This window comes from Sulfitobacter sp. 1A13368 (assembly GCF_043557275.1).
Lineage (GTDB): Bacteria > Pseudomonadota > Alphaproteobacteria > Rhodobacterales > Rhodobacteraceae > Sulfitobacter > Sulfitobacter faviae.
In genome coordinates, this window is the sequence record NZ_JBIFFR010000009.1 from 115,592 (window position 1) to 132,249 (window position 16,658).

The 16,658-nt window shown below is 58.1% G+C and carries 16 protein-coding genes and 2 pseudogenes; 5 read left to right on the forward strand and 13 right to left on the reverse strand.

Translation table 11 applies throughout. The features are described from left to right. Positions 1-37 precede the first annotated feature (37 nt). Entirely contained in the window at positions 38-793 is a 756-nt protein-coding gene (locus ACGYK4_RS16685; RefSeq protein ID WP_100161091.1) for a transglutaminase family protein, read from the forward strand. Then, positions 783-1,739: pseudogene (locus ACGYK4_RS16690) on the forward strand (cation diffusion facilitator family transporter). Before ACGYK4_RS16685 ends, ACGYK4_RS16690 begins: the two are co-directional and overlap by 11 nt. A gap of 151 nt (positions 1,740-1,890) precedes the next feature. Here ACGYK4_RS16690 and ACGYK4_RS16695 read toward each other — a convergent pair. From ACGYK4_RS16695 to ACGYK4_RS16710, 4 genes and pseudogenes are all read right to left on the reverse strand, one after another. Next, the gene (locus ACGYK4_RS16695) at positions 1,891-2,976 is read right to left on the reverse strand and encodes a multicopper oxidase domain-containing protein (RefSeq protein WP_317406871.1); all 1,086 of its coding nucleotides are present in this window, start codon (positions 2,974-2,976) and stop codon (positions 1,891-1,893) included. A gap of 89 nt (positions 2,977-3,065) precedes the next feature. After that, positions 3,066-3,194, reverse strand: a complete 129-nt coding sequence (locus tag ACGYK4_RS16700) for a multicopper oxidase domain-containing protein (RefSeq protein WP_306419543.1) — start codon at positions 3,192-3,194, stop codon at positions 3,066-3,068. Positions 3,195-3,201: 7 nt separating this feature from the next. Then, a pseudogene (locus tag ACGYK4_RS16705) lies at positions 3,202-3,357 on the reverse strand (multicopper oxidase domain-containing protein); the annotation flags it as partial. Between the two features lie 255 nt (positions 3,358-3,612). Then, positions 3,613-4,380 carry a DUF3047 domain-containing protein gene (locus tag ACGYK4_RS16710; RefSeq protein WP_231886351.1) on the reverse strand — a complete coding sequence of 256 codons (768 nt, stop codon included), beginning with the start codon at positions 4,378-4,380 and terminating at the stop codon, positions 3,613-3,615. A 357-nt stretch (positions 4,381-4,737) separates the two neighbouring features. Between ACGYK4_RS16710 and lgt the strand changes: the two genes are divergently transcribed. Then, complete coding sequence (gene lgt / locus ACGYK4_RS16715) at positions 4,738-5,667, forward strand: prolipoprotein diacylglyceryl transferase (RefSeq protein WP_050672452.1); 930 nt, start codon at positions 4,738-4,740, stop codon at positions 5,665-5,667. A gap of 69 nt (positions 5,668-5,736) precedes the next feature. Here lgt and ACGYK4_RS16720 read toward each other — a convergent pair whose 3' ends face one another. Then, a complete protein-coding gene (locus tag ACGYK4_RS16720) occupies positions 5,737-6,120 on the reverse strand; it encodes a hypothetical protein (RefSeq protein ID WP_009824461.1) in 384 nt (127 codons plus the stop codon). A gap of 137 nt (positions 6,121-6,257) precedes the next feature. On the opposite strand from ACGYK4_RS16720, the gene ACGYK4_RS16725 reads away from it, so the two are divergent. Then, entirely contained in the window at positions 6,258-6,899 is a 642-nt protein-coding gene (locus ACGYK4_RS16725) for a Crp/Fnr family transcriptional regulator (RefSeq protein ID WP_108895363.1), read from the forward strand. 117 nt (positions 6,900-7,016) lie between these two features. Here the strand turns inward: ACGYK4_RS16725 and ACGYK4_RS16730 are convergent, their stop codons facing one another. The 8 genes from ACGYK4_RS16730 to ACGYK4_RS16765 all read right to left on the reverse strand — a co-directional run bounded on the left by ACGYK4_RS16730 (position 7,017) and on the right by ACGYK4_RS16765 (position 14,461). After that, positions 7,017-7,880 (reverse strand): cation diffusion facilitator family transporter, encoded by an 864-nt coding sequence (locus ACGYK4_RS16730; protein ID WP_227512169.1) that lies wholly within the window; start codon positions 7,878-7,880, stop codon positions 7,017-7,019. A gap of 85 nt (positions 7,881-7,965) precedes the next feature. Further along, positions 7,966-10,311: a heavy metal translocating P-type ATPase gene (locus tag ACGYK4_RS16735; RefSeq protein ID WP_394457480.1), complete on the reverse strand. Its 2,346-nt coding sequence runs from the start codon at positions 10,309-10,311 to the stop codon at positions 7,966-7,968. A gap of 121 nt (positions 10,312-10,432) precedes the next feature. Continuing rightward, the gene (gene petA, locus ACGYK4_RS16740; protein ID WP_009824465.1) at positions 10,433-10,990 is read right to left on the reverse strand and encodes a ubiquinol-cytochrome c reductase iron-sulfur subunit; all 558 of its coding nucleotides are present in this window, start codon (positions 10,988-10,990) and stop codon (positions 10,433-10,435) included. An 87-nt stretch (positions 10,991-11,077) separates the two neighbouring features. After that, entirely contained in the window at positions 11,078-11,752 is a 675-nt protein-coding gene (locus tag ACGYK4_RS16745) for a TVP38/TMEM64 family protein (protein ID WP_043847219.1), read from the reverse strand. Continuing rightward, complete coding sequence (locus ACGYK4_RS16750) at positions 11,742-11,885, reverse strand: hypothetical protein (protein ID WP_009824469.1); 144 nt, start codon at positions 11,883-11,885, stop codon at positions 11,742-11,744. The genes ACGYK4_RS16745 and ACGYK4_RS16750 overlap by 11 nt, the downstream gene beginning before the upstream one ends. A gap of 70 nt (positions 11,886-11,955) precedes the next feature. Beyond that, complete coding sequence (locus ACGYK4_RS16755) at positions 11,956-13,407, reverse strand: multicopper oxidase family protein (protein ID WP_043847217.1); 1,452 nt, start codon at positions 13,405-13,407, stop codon at positions 11,956-11,958. 1 nt (position 13,408) lies between these two features. Further along, positions 13,409-13,876: a rhodanese-like domain-containing protein gene (locus ACGYK4_RS16760; RefSeq protein WP_043847215.1), complete on the reverse strand. Its 468-nt coding sequence runs from the start codon at positions 13,874-13,876 to the stop codon at positions 13,409-13,411. 39 nt (positions 13,877-13,915) lie between these two features. Then, complete coding sequence (locus ACGYK4_RS16765) at positions 13,916-14,461, reverse strand: calcium-binding protein (RefSeq protein WP_043847211.1); 546 nt, start codon at positions 14,459-14,461, stop codon at positions 13,916-13,918. 196 nt (positions 14,462-14,657) lie between these two features. Between ACGYK4_RS16765 and ACGYK4_RS16770 the strand changes: the two genes are divergently transcribed. After that, positions 14,658-16,658 carry a heme lyase CcmF/NrfE family subunit gene (locus ACGYK4_RS16770; protein ID WP_043847210.1) on the forward strand — a complete coding sequence of 667 codons (2,001 nt, stop codon included), beginning with the start codon at positions 14,658-14,660 and terminating at the stop codon, positions 16,656-16,658.

A 16,658-nucleotide genomic window follows, 5' to 3' on the forward strand; every position in this document is an offset into this window, starting at 1 on the left:
CAGACAGCGCTTACATTCGAGGAGCGACCCGTTGCATATGACCGACCCCCTACTTGTACCCACCAAACTACTGGATTTTGATGCCGCGCCTCTTGCGCATCTAATTGAGAACCGCAGCTGGCGCGGCTTATCCGAATACGATCGGATCGGAGCTGCCTATGATTTCGTTCGGAATGAAATCGCGTTCGGATACAATCGAGCTGACGACATCCCCGCATCGGAAGTGCTTTCCGACGGCTACGGGCAGTGCAATACCAAAGGCACGCTCTTGATGGCGCTGCTGCGTGGTGTCGGCATTCGTTGCCGGTTGCATGGGTTTACGATCCATAAAGGCTTGCAGCGCGGTGTTGTACCTGAGCTGGTGTATCCGCTTGCTCCGCAGGAAATTCTCCACTCATGGGTCGAGATCGAATTTCAAGGTGCCTGGATCAACCTTGAAGGCTTCATCCTGGATGACGCTTTCCTCAAAGTCCTGCAAACGTCTTTCTCGGACACGGACAGTCTCTGCGGTTATGGCGCGGGCACGGATTGCCTTGGCGCGCCTCCCGTCGCCTGGAACGGAGAAGATACCTACATTCAGAAAACCGGCATCGTGCAGGATTTCGGCGTGTTTGATACGCCGGACGCCTTCTATTTTTCCCATGAGCAATCCTTTGGATGGCTGCGTGGTGCCCTTTACCGTCATATCATACGCCACTGGATGAATGCGCGCGTTCGTGGTTTCCGCAGCGACCGCCTCAAGACTGACCGACGCGCGACACACGCGCATGAGGAGCCTGCCAATGCTACATGACCACGGGCACGCGCATATCGATCCGGATTCTGGCGATCGGCGGGTTGCCATCGCGATCTGGGCGAACGGGCTTCTTACCGTTGCGCAAATCGTCGGGGGCATATTGTCGGGCAGCCTGGCACTGATCGCCGATGCGCTGCACAACTTTTCCGATATGGCTTCGCTTGTCATTGCCTTCGCCGCACGCAAGATCGCGCGCCGCCCAGCCGATGAGCGCATGACCTTCGGCTATGGTCGGGTCGAAATCGTCGCAGCCCTGGTTAACTACACCACCCTGATTTTGATCGGCTTCTAACTGATCTACGAAGGTGGCATGCGCATGATTGATCCACCCGAAGTCATGGGTTGGACCGTCGTCATTCTCGGTGGAATTGCGCTTGTGGTCGACACGCTGACCGCAATGCTGACCTATTCGATGCAGAAGGGCAGCGTGAACATCCGCGCGCTTTTCCTGCATAACCTGTCGGACGCGCTTGCTTCGGTCGCGGTTATCGTCGCTGGGTCGCTGATCATCCTTTACGACATGCGTTGGGTCGATCCTGCCATCACCATCGGCATCGCCATCTACATCCTGTATCTGTCTTTCACTGAAATAGGCGGCCCAATCCGAACCCTGATGCTCGGGAGCCCGCCGGACATCGACAACGAGGCCGTCGTCGAAGCGATGCGGAAAGTCGAAGGCGTCGCCGACGTCCACCACGTCCATCTCTGGCAAATGCAAGAGCACGAGGCTGCGCTCGACTGCCATGTCGTCGTGGCAGCCGAGGGGTGGTCGAAGATTGAAGAGATCAAGAGCGCGATCAAGAAGCGGCTGAAGGGAGAATTCGGCATCAGCCATTCCAGCCTCGAATTCGAGCACGAGGATCGCGCTCATCAGAACGCCGATCTCTATGGTCACGGTAATTCGAGAGATGGGGAGGAAACTCATACTCACGAAAAAAGCTGACCGAGCATGAGGATATCATTTCCTCATTTGCGACGGCAAGTTGACGTCGACCAACGTCAAGTGGACTGATGAACCTTTGCATGAGCAACTGGCTGCGAAGGGCAGTAGGGAAGGTCTGAGGCGGATACACTACAGGGGTATCACGTCCAAGTTACAGAATGTCACTTGACCTCCCCTTGCTGGAAGGTTGTAGCAGTAACTGTATGACCTGCGTTTTTCGCCTTGTTTTGATTCTCATGCTGACCTTCGGTGCAGTGACTGCGCCGGATATGTCGTCGGCCAGTATGTCAATCACGGCTATGGCGCAGATGGAACCCACCGAAAGCGCGGATGGCCGTTGCGGCGGGTGCGATCCCACCGGATTTGCTGAGGGCACTGCCTGTGAAGGTGGGTGTCCTGTTCCTTGCGCCTCCAGCGGTACTTCTGGCCTCCTTGCCAAGATGCCGTCAGCGCGGCTCACGAGGCCTTTTGGTACTGCCGTCCGGGGTGCCGAACCTCTGATCTCACTCGGCACGAATCCGTCGCTTGATCCATTCCCTCCCAAACTGCCTGTCTGAATCGTCATCGTCTCGCCCGGCGCTACGAGGGTCGTGTCGCGAAGGTGGGTTCGCGCACCATTCTGATCGGTTTCCCAGAAATGGTGGCCATGCAGGTGGATACCGTGCGGAAAAGCAGTGTCGTTCACCATCCGCACCTGCACTGCTTCATCACGTCTTGCCGAAATCAGCGGTTTGTTCGGCAGACCGCTCACGTCGTTGAAGGCCCAGCCCCCGAACCCGCCGTGCGCGCCGTCCCCGGCACCGCCTTGCATGAAGAGATCTGCCGTTTGCGTGATCTCTCCGGGCGCGGGCACGAGGTTCGCGGGGAGGGGAGCTATCGGCGCAGACCGGATTTGTCGCTGACCGTTCAACATAATGCCCCCCAGTTCCTCGCCACCCGAAGGCACGGTTTCTCTTAGGATCACATCACCCGTCACATCTGCGATGATGTCGATGCGCTGCGCCGGTGCGAGTTTTAGATTGCCCAGCGAAACCAGCTCGGGCAGCGGCATCCCGTCATAGGCCACACAAAAGCCCGTCAGCCCGTCGATACGTATCTCGAAAATGCGATCCGGTGTCGGATTGATCAGACGCAACCGGATGTGATCCCCCAGCCGCGCCTGCTCAGACGACAGGAAGGTGGTCATCAAGTTCCCCAGCCTACCTGCTGTTATGAAATCAGCGCGGTCGAATTCCATGTCGAACTGGCCGGTGTCATCAAGCCGAATGTCGAAGAGGATGGCCGTGATGTCCTGATCCACGTCTGGCGGGGCAGGTTCTTCGACGATCAGGGGCCGAACAGTCCGCGGGCGACCTGTTCGTAGGAAAGGTAGTGGGAGTGATACCAGTAGGTTCCGGCATCGGGAACCGGAAACCGGAAACCGGTACTCGTAACCCTCATTCGGGATGATGACATCCTGTGTCAGCACGTTTACGCCGTCCATCGCGTTGGGCAACCGAATGCCATGCCAGTGTACGAGGGTCCCGTCCTCCAGCCCGTTTTCCACCCGCGCCCGCAGAATATCGTTCTGGCGCTGTCTGATTTCGGGGCCGGGACAGGTGCCATTGAATCCAAGCATTGCAATGTCCCGCGACCCGATCCGGGTGAAGGCCGGGCGTCAGGGTGACAGGCACCGAAGCCGCACTCAGGGGCAGGGGGAGCGTGGCTGCGCCAAGCGCAACCATCATCTGAAGACGCTTAAGCATGGGTTTCCGTGTATTCCGTTTCTGGGGCCTGCAACCCACATCCCCCACCGTTGCGGAAGGGCGTCCCGGCGAGATATATTGATACATTGCAGATCGGCGCCCAGGTTTGGCGGAATACCGGAGAGCACCTAACGTATCTGCAGGTCCTGAATGGCCGCAAGGATCTTTCCGTCGGTATCATCGCTGTCGGCTGTCACCGCAAGACCGACCAGAACCTTTGGCATGTCCCCGAACGCACGCACGAAATCGCGATCCAGGTTCACATTCTCGGTGAAGTTGCCGGTTTGTGCCGTTTGCAGAATTTTCGATTTGAGACCCGTCGAGTAGGGGCTGTTCAGCAATGCGCCTTTCGCATGATTGCCACCCCAGACATAAACCAGCGCCCGCGTATTGGGATCACGCAGCAATTTGCGCGCCGTTGTTCGGCCAAGCGTGCTTGCGGTCTGCGGATCGACGAATATGAAGTACAAAGCAAGATTGCGATCATCGCCGCCGCGCCGTGTGAGGTCGGTTCCCTTAACACCCTGCGTGACGGACCATTCCCACATTGCTGCCTTTGCGGTGCCAAGGGCTGCGCTGACCGGACGCCAGAGAACCGAAACCGTGCCATCGGAAATCACGTCCAGCCGCCGACCTTGCAGGCCGTACTCGTTCGAAAAGAGCCGCAAGAGGCCCTGTTCTTTCCAGCTTCCATCGAATGGAATTGTCTTTCCTTGCGCATAGAGGGGCGGGGCGTTTGCAGCTAATGCAACAAAAGCGATGAAAAGTGTCGCTGCGAGGGACCGTATAAACATCTGAACTCCTTTTGCGATGCCGCTGGTCCTGCTTTGATCCCGGTTATCACCATTATGTGCCGTCATGATCCGTTGAATTGTGCCGGGCGCGCGCAACTTCAATGAACATATCCGTGATCATAGATGTGGTTGCGCAATGGTCGTTGCAGGACGCGGGAGCGAATTCAGATCATGGAGCGCGACCTTGATCGGCTGATTTCCCGCGACGGACGGATCCAGTAGGCGGCGGAGCTTCCAACCGTTACAAACAAGTACAAAACTCATGGGATACAAGCGCCTGAACACATGGACGCGGGTGCCGATGTGCGTCATCTCTGGTTCAACGGAACCGACTCCCGCACGCAAGGATGGCACATTCACCACAGCGCTTTGGGCTGGGGACAACAGGGTTGAACGCGCCAACGTCCGTTGCGGGAAACAAAATGTGGCCTTGTGTGAAACAGGCAAAGGTAACAAAGAATGCTGACTTCGATTATCCAATTTCCTGACATCGGAACAGAGATTTTTGCCGTTGATATCGGATCGTTCCGCTTTGCCCTGCGTTGGTATGCGCTGGCCTATATTGTTGGCCTCCTTATCGGCTGGCGCATCTGTGTCGCATTGGTCCGCTCTTCGTCAGTCTGGGGGGCCGGGGCGCCGCCGCTGCAACCCAAGCAACTGGAAGACCTGCTGACATGGATCATTCTGGGCGTGATCGTGGGGGGCAGGCTGGGGTTCGTGCTTTTCTATCAACCTCAGTACTATTTTCAGAACCCCGTCGAAATCTTCATGGTCTGGCAGGGTGGTATGTCATTTCATGGCGGCTTTTTCGGCGTGGTCGTGGCCACCTTGCTTTTTTGCTATCGCAACGGCGCACCCGTTCTATCAACGGCGGATCTGCTCGCTGTTGCAACACCACCGGGTCTTTTCCTCGGTCGGCTGGCCAACTTCACCAATAACGAGCTTTGGGGCCGTCCGACCGATGTGCCCTGGGCGGTGGCATTCCCCGGCGAGGCGGCCCAGTCCTGTGCGGGCGTCGTGGGCCTGTGTGGCCGCCATCCGTCCCAGCTTTATGAGGCTCTTCTGGAGGGTATCCTGCTTGGCTCGGTCCTGATCTTTCTGGCCTGGAAACGCGGTTGGCTGCGCTTTCCCGGAAGCCTTACTGGCCTGTTCCTGGCGGGATACGGAAGCGCAAGGTTCCTTGTCGAGTTCTTCCGGCAGCCTGATATGCAGTTCGTCACGCAGGACAACCCGATTGGACATGCGGTTCATTGGGCGGGCTATGGGCTGACAATGGGCCAACTGCTGTCGTTGCCGATGATTATCCTTGGCGCGGCCCTGATCGTATGGTCCCGCAGGCGTGTGACGGTTAATTCTGCGGATCTGGTGTCGACATCAGATTCTTTGTGAATATCCGAGCGTAGTGTTGGCGAAGTGACCATTGCGGCCTGGGTCCGCATATGAGCCTTGGGCGCGTGCTCAATGATGCGGCTTGCGTCCTTTCGCAATCATCAGATGGTGCTCTTGATGATGTACACCGATTGTCATCAGACCAAAGAAACCAAGGCCCTGTATTTGTTCACCATCGCCACCCACGATCAGTGCGACACCATCCTCCATTTCTTCTGACGCAACACTCCAGCCTGTTTCACCGGCAAGGAACGGTGCATGGGCGGGAACCATTGTGTTGATGGCCGACAGGACACGCGGGCTGCCACGCACTTCGAACCGTGCCCCGTCGGGCCGCAGAATGCGGGTGACCTCTGCCTTTCGTGTCAAAAGGTCCATATCGACCAGATGGTCCCTCAGTTTGTCGATATTGACGGCGCCCCAATCGGTTTCGGGATCGGCCTGGAGCAGCACAACTATTTCGGCCAATGCGGCGAAGGCGGACTGGCCGGTTTCCTGGGGCGTCGGACGCGTGACCCATGGATGAATGCATTTGTTGCGGCGTAACGGGTGTCGCAAGCAAGACAGCGAAGAGAACGGGTATCAGTCGCATGGACCAGCCTTTCCTGAGTGTATTCGGATTCAGCCTAGTACCTGATCGGACCCTGAAATATGATTTGGATCATATGATGCCTGAACCCTATAATCTCATACCGCCCTCCGCCTTGCGTCCGCTGACGAGGGCCGCAGGGGATACGGTCTTTCGTCAGGGCGCGCGGACCTGCGGCCTTTATGTTGTTAAGTGCGGGCGCGTTCATCTTGAGCGTGTCGGCCCGGATGGCGAACGATTTATCATCTACCGTGCCGAGCCCGGGATGAGCCTTGCCGAAGCATCGGTGTTTTCGGATAGATACCACTGCGATGCGGTCGTGGCGGAGGCTGGGGCGTTTGTACAGATCGACAAAGCGGCGGTCTTGTCTGCCTTTGCAGATCCGGATTTTGCACGCGCCTATGCGCGGCAAGCGGCACAGCAGATACAAGCGCAACGTCAGGCGCTTGAGATCGTAGGCATCCGCCGCGCAGAAGAACGGGTCTATGCCGGTATGGTGGCGGGCCTGCTTGAAAGCTCCGTTGTCGATTTTGCCAGCGCGCTGCACCTTTCGCACGAGGCCACCTATCGGGCCTTGCGAAAGCTTGTGAATGATGGCCGGATCGCAAATCCGACCCGGGGAACGTATCATTTGCGCCCCTGAATGGATCAGCCGGACCATGCCCGGTTCGAGATAACAAAAGGTGCGGTAGCAAAGCTTGGCGGGTATTTCGCTTGCCCGATAACAATGAGAATTGCTGCCCGCGACGATGACCTGTTTTCAAAGATCGCCGTTATGCCCTGTCTTACTGCTCGCCGCTGAAAGGTCGATTGCCTCAGCGCCGCTTTCGTCGAAGCACCGTGTTTCGATCTGCAGGGTTGCGAAAAAGAACCCGAAGTCCTTACGCAGCATGTCGTAGGCGGTTTGCAGGACCTCTTCTTGATCTGTGACACGCAGATGCGCGGAGAAGACATGCTTGCCACTTGTCAGCGCCCAGGCATGAATATGGTGAACATCGGAAACCTCGTGCAGTTCTTCAAGGGTACGTTTGATTTCAGGCAGACTCACTTCGGGAGGCGTGCCTTCCATCAAAAGATGCGCCGCTTCTTTCAGCAATCCCCAGCTCGCCCATAGCAGGACAAACCCGAACGCCATGCCAAGCAGCGGGTCGATCAGCAGAAACCCGGTGAATTCGATTGCGAGGGCGGTCACGATGATCAACAGACTGCCAACAAAGGTCTGGATGATATGCCAGAACGCTCCCTTCGTGTTCAGATCTTCCTTGCTTTGCTTCCAGATCAGCGCAAGCGAAATGAACTCCGTAAAGAGCCCCCCGGCAGCCGCAATCAGCATCGGACCCGTTGGAAGATCAATTGGCGCAGACATGCGCATGGCAGCCATCGCGATGACAACAACCGCCATGGCCAGCAAGAAGCCGCCATTCACAAGGGCGCCGATGATTTCGGCGCGCGCCCAGCCAAAGCTCCGCTCTTCATCCGCCGGACGCAACGCCATACGCGCCGCGACAATGGCGACCAGCACACCGCCCACGGCCGAAAAGGTATGGAACGCGTCGGAGATGACCGCGATTGACCCTGTCCATAGGCCAATCGCCAGTTCAATCACAAAATAGATGCCGGTCAACTAGGCTGATATCGCCAGCCCCTTGCCGCCGGACGGCATATGCCCCTGATGTCCGCCTGCCATCATCTATCTCCTTAGTTTGCGACTAAAGCCGTACCCGTCGCAGCCGCAGTGCATTGCTAATGACGGAGACCGAAGACAGGCTCATCGCGGCGGCGGCGATCATCGGCGACAGAAGAAGGCCGAAAAACGGGTAGAGAATACCAGCCGCGATGGGCACACCTGCGGTATTGTAGGCGAAGGCAAAAAACAGGTTCTGCTTGATGTTTCGCACCGTTGCCTTTGCCAATCGGCGCGCACGCACGATGCCGACAAGATCACCACCCAGAAGGGTGATGCCTGCGCTTTCCACGGCAACGTCGGCACCGGTGCCCATCGCAATGCCCACATCAGCCGCCGCCAGGGCAGGGGCATCGTTCACGCCGTCTCCTGCCATGGCGATCCGGGCCCCTTCTTGTCTGAGGGAGTCCACCAATGCCTTCTTGTCTTCGGGCAAGACGCCTGCGTGGACTTCATCAATACCCAGCTTTGCGGCGACGGCTTCGGCGGTTTTCTGATTGTCACCGGTTGCCATTATGACCCTGAGACCGAGGCGATGAAGGTCATCGATGGCGTCTGCCGTGGACTCCTTGATGGGATCGGCAACAGCGACAATGCCGGCAAAAGTGCCATCTATCGCCACAAGCATTGCTGTCTTTCCAGATTCACGAAGGTCGTCCGCAGCAAATTCCGCAATCGAAGCGTCAACGTTGATCTCTGCCATCATGGCGGGATTCCCAAGTGCCACGACCTGGCCATCGACCATGCCTTTCACGCCCTTGCCAGTCACGGCTTCGAATTCCGTTGCGTTCGGAAGCGTCAGCCCCCGTGCCAGCGCACCCTCGACTATTGCTTCGGCCAGCGGATGTTCGGAGCCCCGTTCGAGGGCCGCAGCCATTGTCAGCAGGTCATTTTCAGCCTTGTCCCCCGTGGGCACCACGTCTGTCAGCTTGGGGCGCCCTTCGGTGAGTGTTCCGGTCTTGTCAACGATGACGGTATCGACACGCGCCATGCGTTCCAGTGCTTCGGCGTCTTTGATCAGAACGCCAGCCTGTGCCCCGCGGCCCGCCGCCGTTGTGATCGAAATGGGCGTCGCAAGGCCCAAGGCACAGGGGCAAGCAATGATAAGAACGGATACGGCTGCAGTAACAGCGAAGGCGAGCGCGGGATCGGGCCCTAAGAACAGCCAGACAACGAAGGATATGATCGCAATGACGACAACCGTCGGAACAAAGACGGACGATACCCGGTCCGCCAGATCCTGAATCGGCGCGCGCGACCGCTTTGCACCTGCCACCATGTCCACGATCTGGGACAGGACCGTGTCCGCACCGACCTGTGTGGCCCGGATCGCCAATGTGCCGTTCTTGTTGATCGTGCCGCCTGTGACCCGGTCGCCTTGTGTTTTCTCGACCGGCAACGGCTCTCCGGTGATCATACTTTCGTCGATAGATGAATGCCCTTCGAGGACCTCGGCATCGACGGGTATGCTGTCGCCGGGGCGTACCCGCAACCTGTCACCCTCAACAATGTGTTCGAGAGGTGCGTCATATTCCGTCCCGTCCGGCAGGATCCGCCGCGCCGTTTTTGGTGCGAGATCGAGCAATGCACGGATGGCATCACCCGTCCGTTCGCGGGCGCGCAACTCGAGCACCTGACCGACAAAGATCAGCGCAACGATCACAACCGCAGCTTCGTAATATGTCCCGACGCTTTGGCCGTTTCGATACGCTTCGGGGAAAATGCCGGGCAGGAATGTTGCGGCAAGCGAATAGATATAGGCAGCCCCGACGCCAAGCGCGATCAGGGTCCACATGTTCGGCGATATATTCCTGATCGATTCCCACCCCCTTTTGAAGAAGGGAAGAGCCGCCCAGAGAATGATCGGGGTTGCGAGGACGAATTCGATGTAGACAGCCGTCTGATGTCCGATCCATTCCCGCACAGGTAGGCCGACCAGTTCACCCATCGTCATGATAACCAGCGGAACGGCGGCTGCCGCGCTGATCCACATGCGTGTTGTGAAATCGGACAACTCTTCTGACGGCTCGTCCGATGGAAGCATCGGTTCAAGCGCCATGCCGCAGATCGGACAGGACCCGGGCTCATCCTTCAGGATTTGCGGATGCATCGGGCAGGTCCATTGCGTACCGGCCTCGCCATGTGCTGGTGTCTTTTGGGCGTTTCCCGACGCATAGTAAAATGGGTCTTTGCCAAACTTGGTTTCGCAGTTTTCCGAGCAGAAATGAAAGACCTCTCCATCATACTCGGCACTGCGCGTGTCTTCGTCTATCTCGACGGTCATGCCGCACACCGGGTCGGTCGCTGTATCTGGGTCTGATGCGGTCGAGGTGCGCGTCATGTCGTGATGATGTTCTTGGTCCGTGGCCATCTTCTAATTCCCGTTTTCAAGACAATTGAACACATAACCCTTCCAGTTACTGGAGGGTCAAGACTCTTCCGACAACGCTGCGTATGAATTTTATGGGCCTTCGCGATGCGCGAAGCTCCTGTCAGCCCAGGGTCAGTATCATGTCTTCCGAAACGGACATCGTGGGAATATGCAGGTTCTCCGGTGCCGGACCCTTTCGAATGCGTCCTGCTGTATCATAATGGGAGCCATGACAGGGACAGAACCAACCACCAAAATCGCCGGCTCCGTCACCAAGTGGTACACATCCCAGATGCGTGCAAACGCCTATCATGACCAAGAAATTCTCATTTCCCGCCACTGCCCTGTTTGCATCGGTGGCCAGGTCATCTCCGGATATGTTGGGATTTCTGGCGACGGTATCAGGAAGGGAAAGCACATCTTCCGAACGGGCCTGCGCGATTTCCGCGTCGGTCCTGTGCCGGATGAACACCGGCTTGCCGAGAAAACTGACAGTCAATTGCGTTCCGGGTTCCACACCGGAGATATCGACGCGGATCTGGGACAGCGCGCGGACATCGGCGGATGGGTTCATCTGATTGAGCAATGGCCAGACCGCAGCCCCTACGGCAACCGCGCCCGTTCCGGCGGTGGCGTAGTACAGGAAATCCCGGCGGAGTTGTGGTGTTTGTGTATCCATAGCGATTCACGGTCGCAGCTTCCTGTGGGGGAAGGTCAATGGTAAAGTAGGCAATCACGGTTTTCATTTTTGCTGACATACTCAGACTTAGGAAGCGTTGGTTGACCGATTTGTTCGCCAGAGCGCTGCGACCAGCAACGGTGCGGCAGTCATCAATCCAAGACCGATGATGATCCACTCAGCAGTGCCGAAATCTCCCGACATGGCCTCTGCTCCGAAATGCGCGAGCAGGAAACTGGCTGGAAGAATGCCTGCCAGAGTTGCGATCAGGAACCGCCAAAGGCGCAGGCGGCTGAGACCGGCAGCGTAGCTCATTGCGTCAAACGAGATGAAGGGCAAGAGGCGAGACGCGAACACCGTCAACATCAACAGATTTTGAGAGCCCAATAACCCGAAACCGGCCTTATCCCCAAGCCAGCGCTCAACGTGGTCGCGCCCGATATAGCGGGCGATGATGAATGCCACGAGTGCACCCAGTTCCGACCCGATGGCGACATAGACAGCTCCGGCAACATGACCATACGCCGCGCCTGCCACCAGTGCGACCGGTGCACTTGGAATGGGGCTTGCCACGATCGAAACCATCATGAGCACGATGATGAGCAACGGTCCCAAAGCGCCGGCCCGCTCTATCCAGACCTCGATAGTCTCGCGGGCTATCGCCGGGCCATATCCCATTGCCCATATGGCTATCAAAAGTACGCCAAGCGCAACCACCAACCATAGCCCAACCCGATGCAGGCGCGGTTTGCTAAGCGGCATGGAGCACCAAAAGAAAGAGAGCTGCGAAGACAATTGGCCTTTGCTCGGGCAAGATGAAATGCATAGGCGCAGAGATGACGATCAACAGCCCGCCGGCGAGGGTCAGCCGCTTGATGTGCAATTCGGTTTTCATCTCAAACCTCTATCGAGGAATAGGATTCCCCTAAAGGTTCCTGTCAGCGGAGGGTAAAGGGATTTCTGCGCTAAGCAACACTGAATTGCCCCATCATGCCGCCGTCTTCGTGTTCCAGAATGTGGCAGTGATACATGTAGGGCGCAGCCGCTGAGGCAGGTTTTTCGAATTTCATCGCAAGCTCCACTTCACCATCCACCAGTACCGTATCCTTCCAACCCCTGTTCTCTGCACGCGGTGCCGTACCGTTTTCCGACAGGACCTGAAACCGGACGCCGTGAACATGGAACGGGTGCATCATCATGGCCCCACGCACAATCCAACGCTCGATGCTGTTGAGTTTGGTGGAAAAATTGAGCGTTCCCGAATCGTATGACGCGCCGTTGATCGAAAATCGGTTACCGGACCGCGAGAACATCATCCCCATGCCCATCGACATATCCAGTGACAGACGTCGGACTGGCGCGTCCTTGACCGCAAGATCAGGCAACTGCCCGTCCAGAGAGCCGGGCAGGGCGTCGATGCGAACCGGAAGGGTTGTGTCGACAGCGAAAGGCAGCACGGTGAATGGACTGCCGGAACCGCCGCCGCCCATCATTCCGCCCATGGCCGAATTAATGATATCGTCGGACTTCAAAACACTGTCCCGCCCGCTTGTGAAATCCACAAGCACTTCTGCGCGCTCTCCTGGTGCAAGGGTCAGGCGGTTCAGCGCAATCGGTCGATCCAGAAATCCGGCATCTGTCGCGATGAGATGAAGCGACCGGCTGTCAGACATGGACAGGCGGTAAACCCGCGCATTCGAGCCGTTGACGACACGGCACCGCACGATCCCCTTCGGAACCGCTGCCGACGCGCCGATTTGACCGTTCACAACCATTGTGTCGCCCTGAAACCCGTTCATGGACTGGTGCATGCCGGGATCGTATTTCAGGCGTCCGCGCCAGTTGAACTGACGGTCCTGCAATACAAGGGTCAGATCATCGACCCCGTAGGCGGATGGCAATCCACGGGCGTCATCCGCGTCATCCGTCACCTGCAGAACACCCGCCAGCCCCAGCATGACCTGCCGTGCCGTCGCGCCGTGAATGTGGCTGTGATACCAGGCCGTTGCCGGGGGCTGGTCAAGGTCCAGCACCGGCTTCCAGGTGTCTCCCGGTGCGATGGCCTGATGTGGTCCGCCATCGAACTCACCGGCAACAACCAACCCGTGCCAATGCGCCGACATCGGCTCGCCAAGCGTGTTGTGCACCTCTGCCCGTGTCTCGACCCCGGCCTGCACCCGGATCGTCGGGCCAAGGTATCCCTGGTTGTAGCCGAACGTTTCGCTGGCGGCACCGTCGTCAAAACGGGTCTCGCCCGTGCGGGCTTCCAGCTGAAAAAGCCGGGATGTCGTCGCATCGAGAAGGGGAGGATACGCGAGCCTCTTGTCCGATGCCGCGAATGCAGCCGATGGCAGGGCAAATGCAGCCCCAAAGCCTGCGGCATGGCCCAACAGTTCTCGACGGTTCAACAGTTTCACTTCAACTCAATTCCTCTGGCAGCGCCGCCAGAGCCATATCGACACTGACGACCGGATAACCGCCCGCGATCCAGCCCGGTCCGGCGGCAGAACCGAGCATGCCTTCGGATACGTCAAGAAAGCCGCTGTAGCCAGCCTGCCGAAGACTTCGCATGACGCGGCCAGACCGCCCGCCTGTCGCACAGATGAGCGCGACAGGCCGCCCTTCGGCCCGTTCCCGGGCGGCAAAAAGCCGCTCGGCGAAACGGTCCTCATGCAGGCTGATGGGCCAGGTACCGTCGGCAACGCCGGTGTCGGTCCATTCCGGTCGCGACCGAACGTCGATCATCCGGATCAGGTCCTGTTGCAGCGCATCTGCTGCCATGTCCGCCGACCAGACCTCGGCGGTCTGGGCGACAGCCGAGAAAGGTGCAACGGAACTGGCCAACATCGCAAGGCTTGCGCCGCGGCGCGTCAGAAAGAAGGCCATAATTTGCCCCCATCAAGCTGAGTGCCGCAGGCTTGACCCTTATTCGCTGTCATGATGACCTTCCATGTCCGTTCCGGTGGAAGTACCGTTCATTTTGCTCATCCGTGTACCGGCATCTTCCATCTCGTCCTGAGAGATCTGGCCGTTACCGTCCGCATCGAGATGCTGAAAGCGATCTACCATGCGCGCGCGCATTGCGTCCATATGCAAGGCTTCGAACTCGTCAAGTGTCAACGCTCCATCGGAATTCGCATCGAACTCCCGCATTTTTTCGGACATCTGCGCGGCCATTTCATGAGGCTGTCCACCGGACATCATTGTCGACATCATGTCCCGATCCATCATTCCCATCATGTTGCCCTGGCCACCCATCATAGCGGCATGCATCTTCATCATTTTTCGCATCATCGGCATCATGTCCCCGCCCATCATGCCCATCTGATTGTCGCCATCGCCCATCGCCATGCCGGACATATTCCCGCTGTCAGGCTTGCTGTCGGCAGCCCCGTCGGATTCCGCAAATGCTGTTTGCGCCATGCCAACCGCGATCACCACGCCAAGCGCAATAATTTCTTGTTTTTTCATTTCTCATTCCTTTCAGACTTACCCTAGATACATTGGCGTTATAGCGCTTTGATTAAAGGCCAAGCGCGGGCCGTTTTGTAATCATTTGTCACAGCATCCTGTTACAAACGGTGACAAAGCAACCACTCACAGTTCGCCGGACGATTTGCTAGACAGACGTCGATCCAGTGAATTCATTGAAGAGGCTGATGATCCTTTGACACCTGAAATCGGTCATTTCGCGCTGGCACTGGCCTTGGCCATGGCGCTTGTTCAAAGTGTGCTGCCCATCCTCGGTGCGGGGCGCGGAAACATCCTGTGGATGCAGTCTGCCAGATGGTCCTCGTTCGGTCAGGTTTTCTTTGTCGGCATCGCGTTTCTGGCGCTGATGCAAGCCTTCGTCACAAGCGACTTCACGGTCAAGAACGTGGTGGAGAATTCCAATTCACTCAAACCGATGCTGTTCAAGGTGGCAGGCACCTGGGGCAGTCACGAAGGATCCCTGTTGCTGTGGACCCTTATCCTGACGGTGTTTGGTGCGGCGGTCGCCCTCTTCGGATCGAACATTCCTCTGTCGCTGAAGGCAAGAACGCTGTCGGTGCAGGCCTGGATCAGTGTCGGTTTCCTGACTTTCATGCTGCTGACGTCCAATCCCTTCGACCGCGTTTTCCCTCCGGCAGACGACGGTCAGGACCTCAACCCATTATTGCAGGATGTCGGTCTCGCCATGCACCCGCCGCTTCTCTACTTCGGGTATGTCGGGTTCTCGATTGTCTTTTCGTTCGCGGTTGCCGCCCTGATCGAAGGGCGGGTGGACGCGGCCTGGGCACGGTGGGTACGTCCGTGGACGCTGGCTGCCTGGATGAGCCTGACCGCAGGCATCGCGCTGGGATCCTGGTGGGCCTATTATGAGCTTGGCTGGGGCGGCTGGTGGTTCTGGGATCCCGTTGAGAACGTCAGTTTCATGCCATGGCTGATGGGCACGGCACTGCTGCATTCCGCAATCGTGACGGAGAAACGGGATGCGTTCAAAAGCTGGACAATCCTTCTGGCGATCCTGACTTTTTCCCTATCGCTCTTGGGCACGTTCATTGTCCGATCGGGCCTGCTGACCTCTGTGCATGCATTCGCGGTCGACCCGGAAAGGGGACTTTATATCCTTGGATTGCTGGCCGTTTCGATCGGCGGTTCCCTTGCTCTGTTTGCCTGGCGCGCGCCGACAATGGAGCCCGGCGGCCTGTTTAAGCCGATCAGCCGGGAAGCGGGGCTATTGGTGAACAACCTGCTGCTGGCCACGGCCACCGGCATTGTGCTGTTCGGCACCTTGTACCCGCTCTTCTACGAAGCCGCGACGGGCGGTGAAAAACTGTCGGTGGGGCCGCCCTTCTTCAATGCGTCCTTTATTCCCGTGATGCTGCCGCTCGTCTTTGCGATGGGGCTGGGGCCTTACCTGTCCTGGAAACGTGCCGATCTGGCGGGCGTTCTGCAGCGGTTGCGTTTCGTGGTCGTTCTGGCCGTGCTCGCGACATTGGTGACCTGGTATCTCGCCGAGGGCGGTCCGGTGTTGGGGTATCTGTCGCTGATGCTTGCATTCTGGCTGTTTTTCTCAACCCTGCGGGAATGGGCGATGCGCATAAAGCTGTTTGAGGCACCGTTCCCGGAATCGGTGCGCCGTGCACGCAACCTGCCCAGATCCTCTCATGGGATGACACTGGCTCATGCGGGGCTCGCGATGGCGATGTTCGGATTTATCGGCTCGACGGTCTGGAAATCCGAGGAAATCATCTTTGTCCGGCCCGGTACAGAGGTCAGCATTGGTGGGTTCGATGTCACCTTTGAGGGGGCCGAACGTGTGCGTGGGCCAAATTACTTCGCGGATCGTGGCACGCTTCGTGTGGCCCGGGAGGGGAACTATGTCACCGATCTCTTCCCGGAGCGGCGTACCTATCCGGTCGCGCAAACCACCACCACAGAGAGCGCCATCAGATCGACAATGGCCGGTGATCTCTATGCGTCCATCGCAAATCCGGCCGCCGAGGACGAGAGCACGCAAGGGGCTTGGACCCTGCGCATCCTGTATGAACCTCTGGTCAACTTTATCTGGATCGGATCGGCGATGCTTGTGCTTGGTGGGGGTCTTTCGCTGTCTGACCGGCGGTTGCGCGTCGGGGCACCCCGTCGCAAGGCGACAGCGCCCGCAGCACTTCCTGCGGAGTAG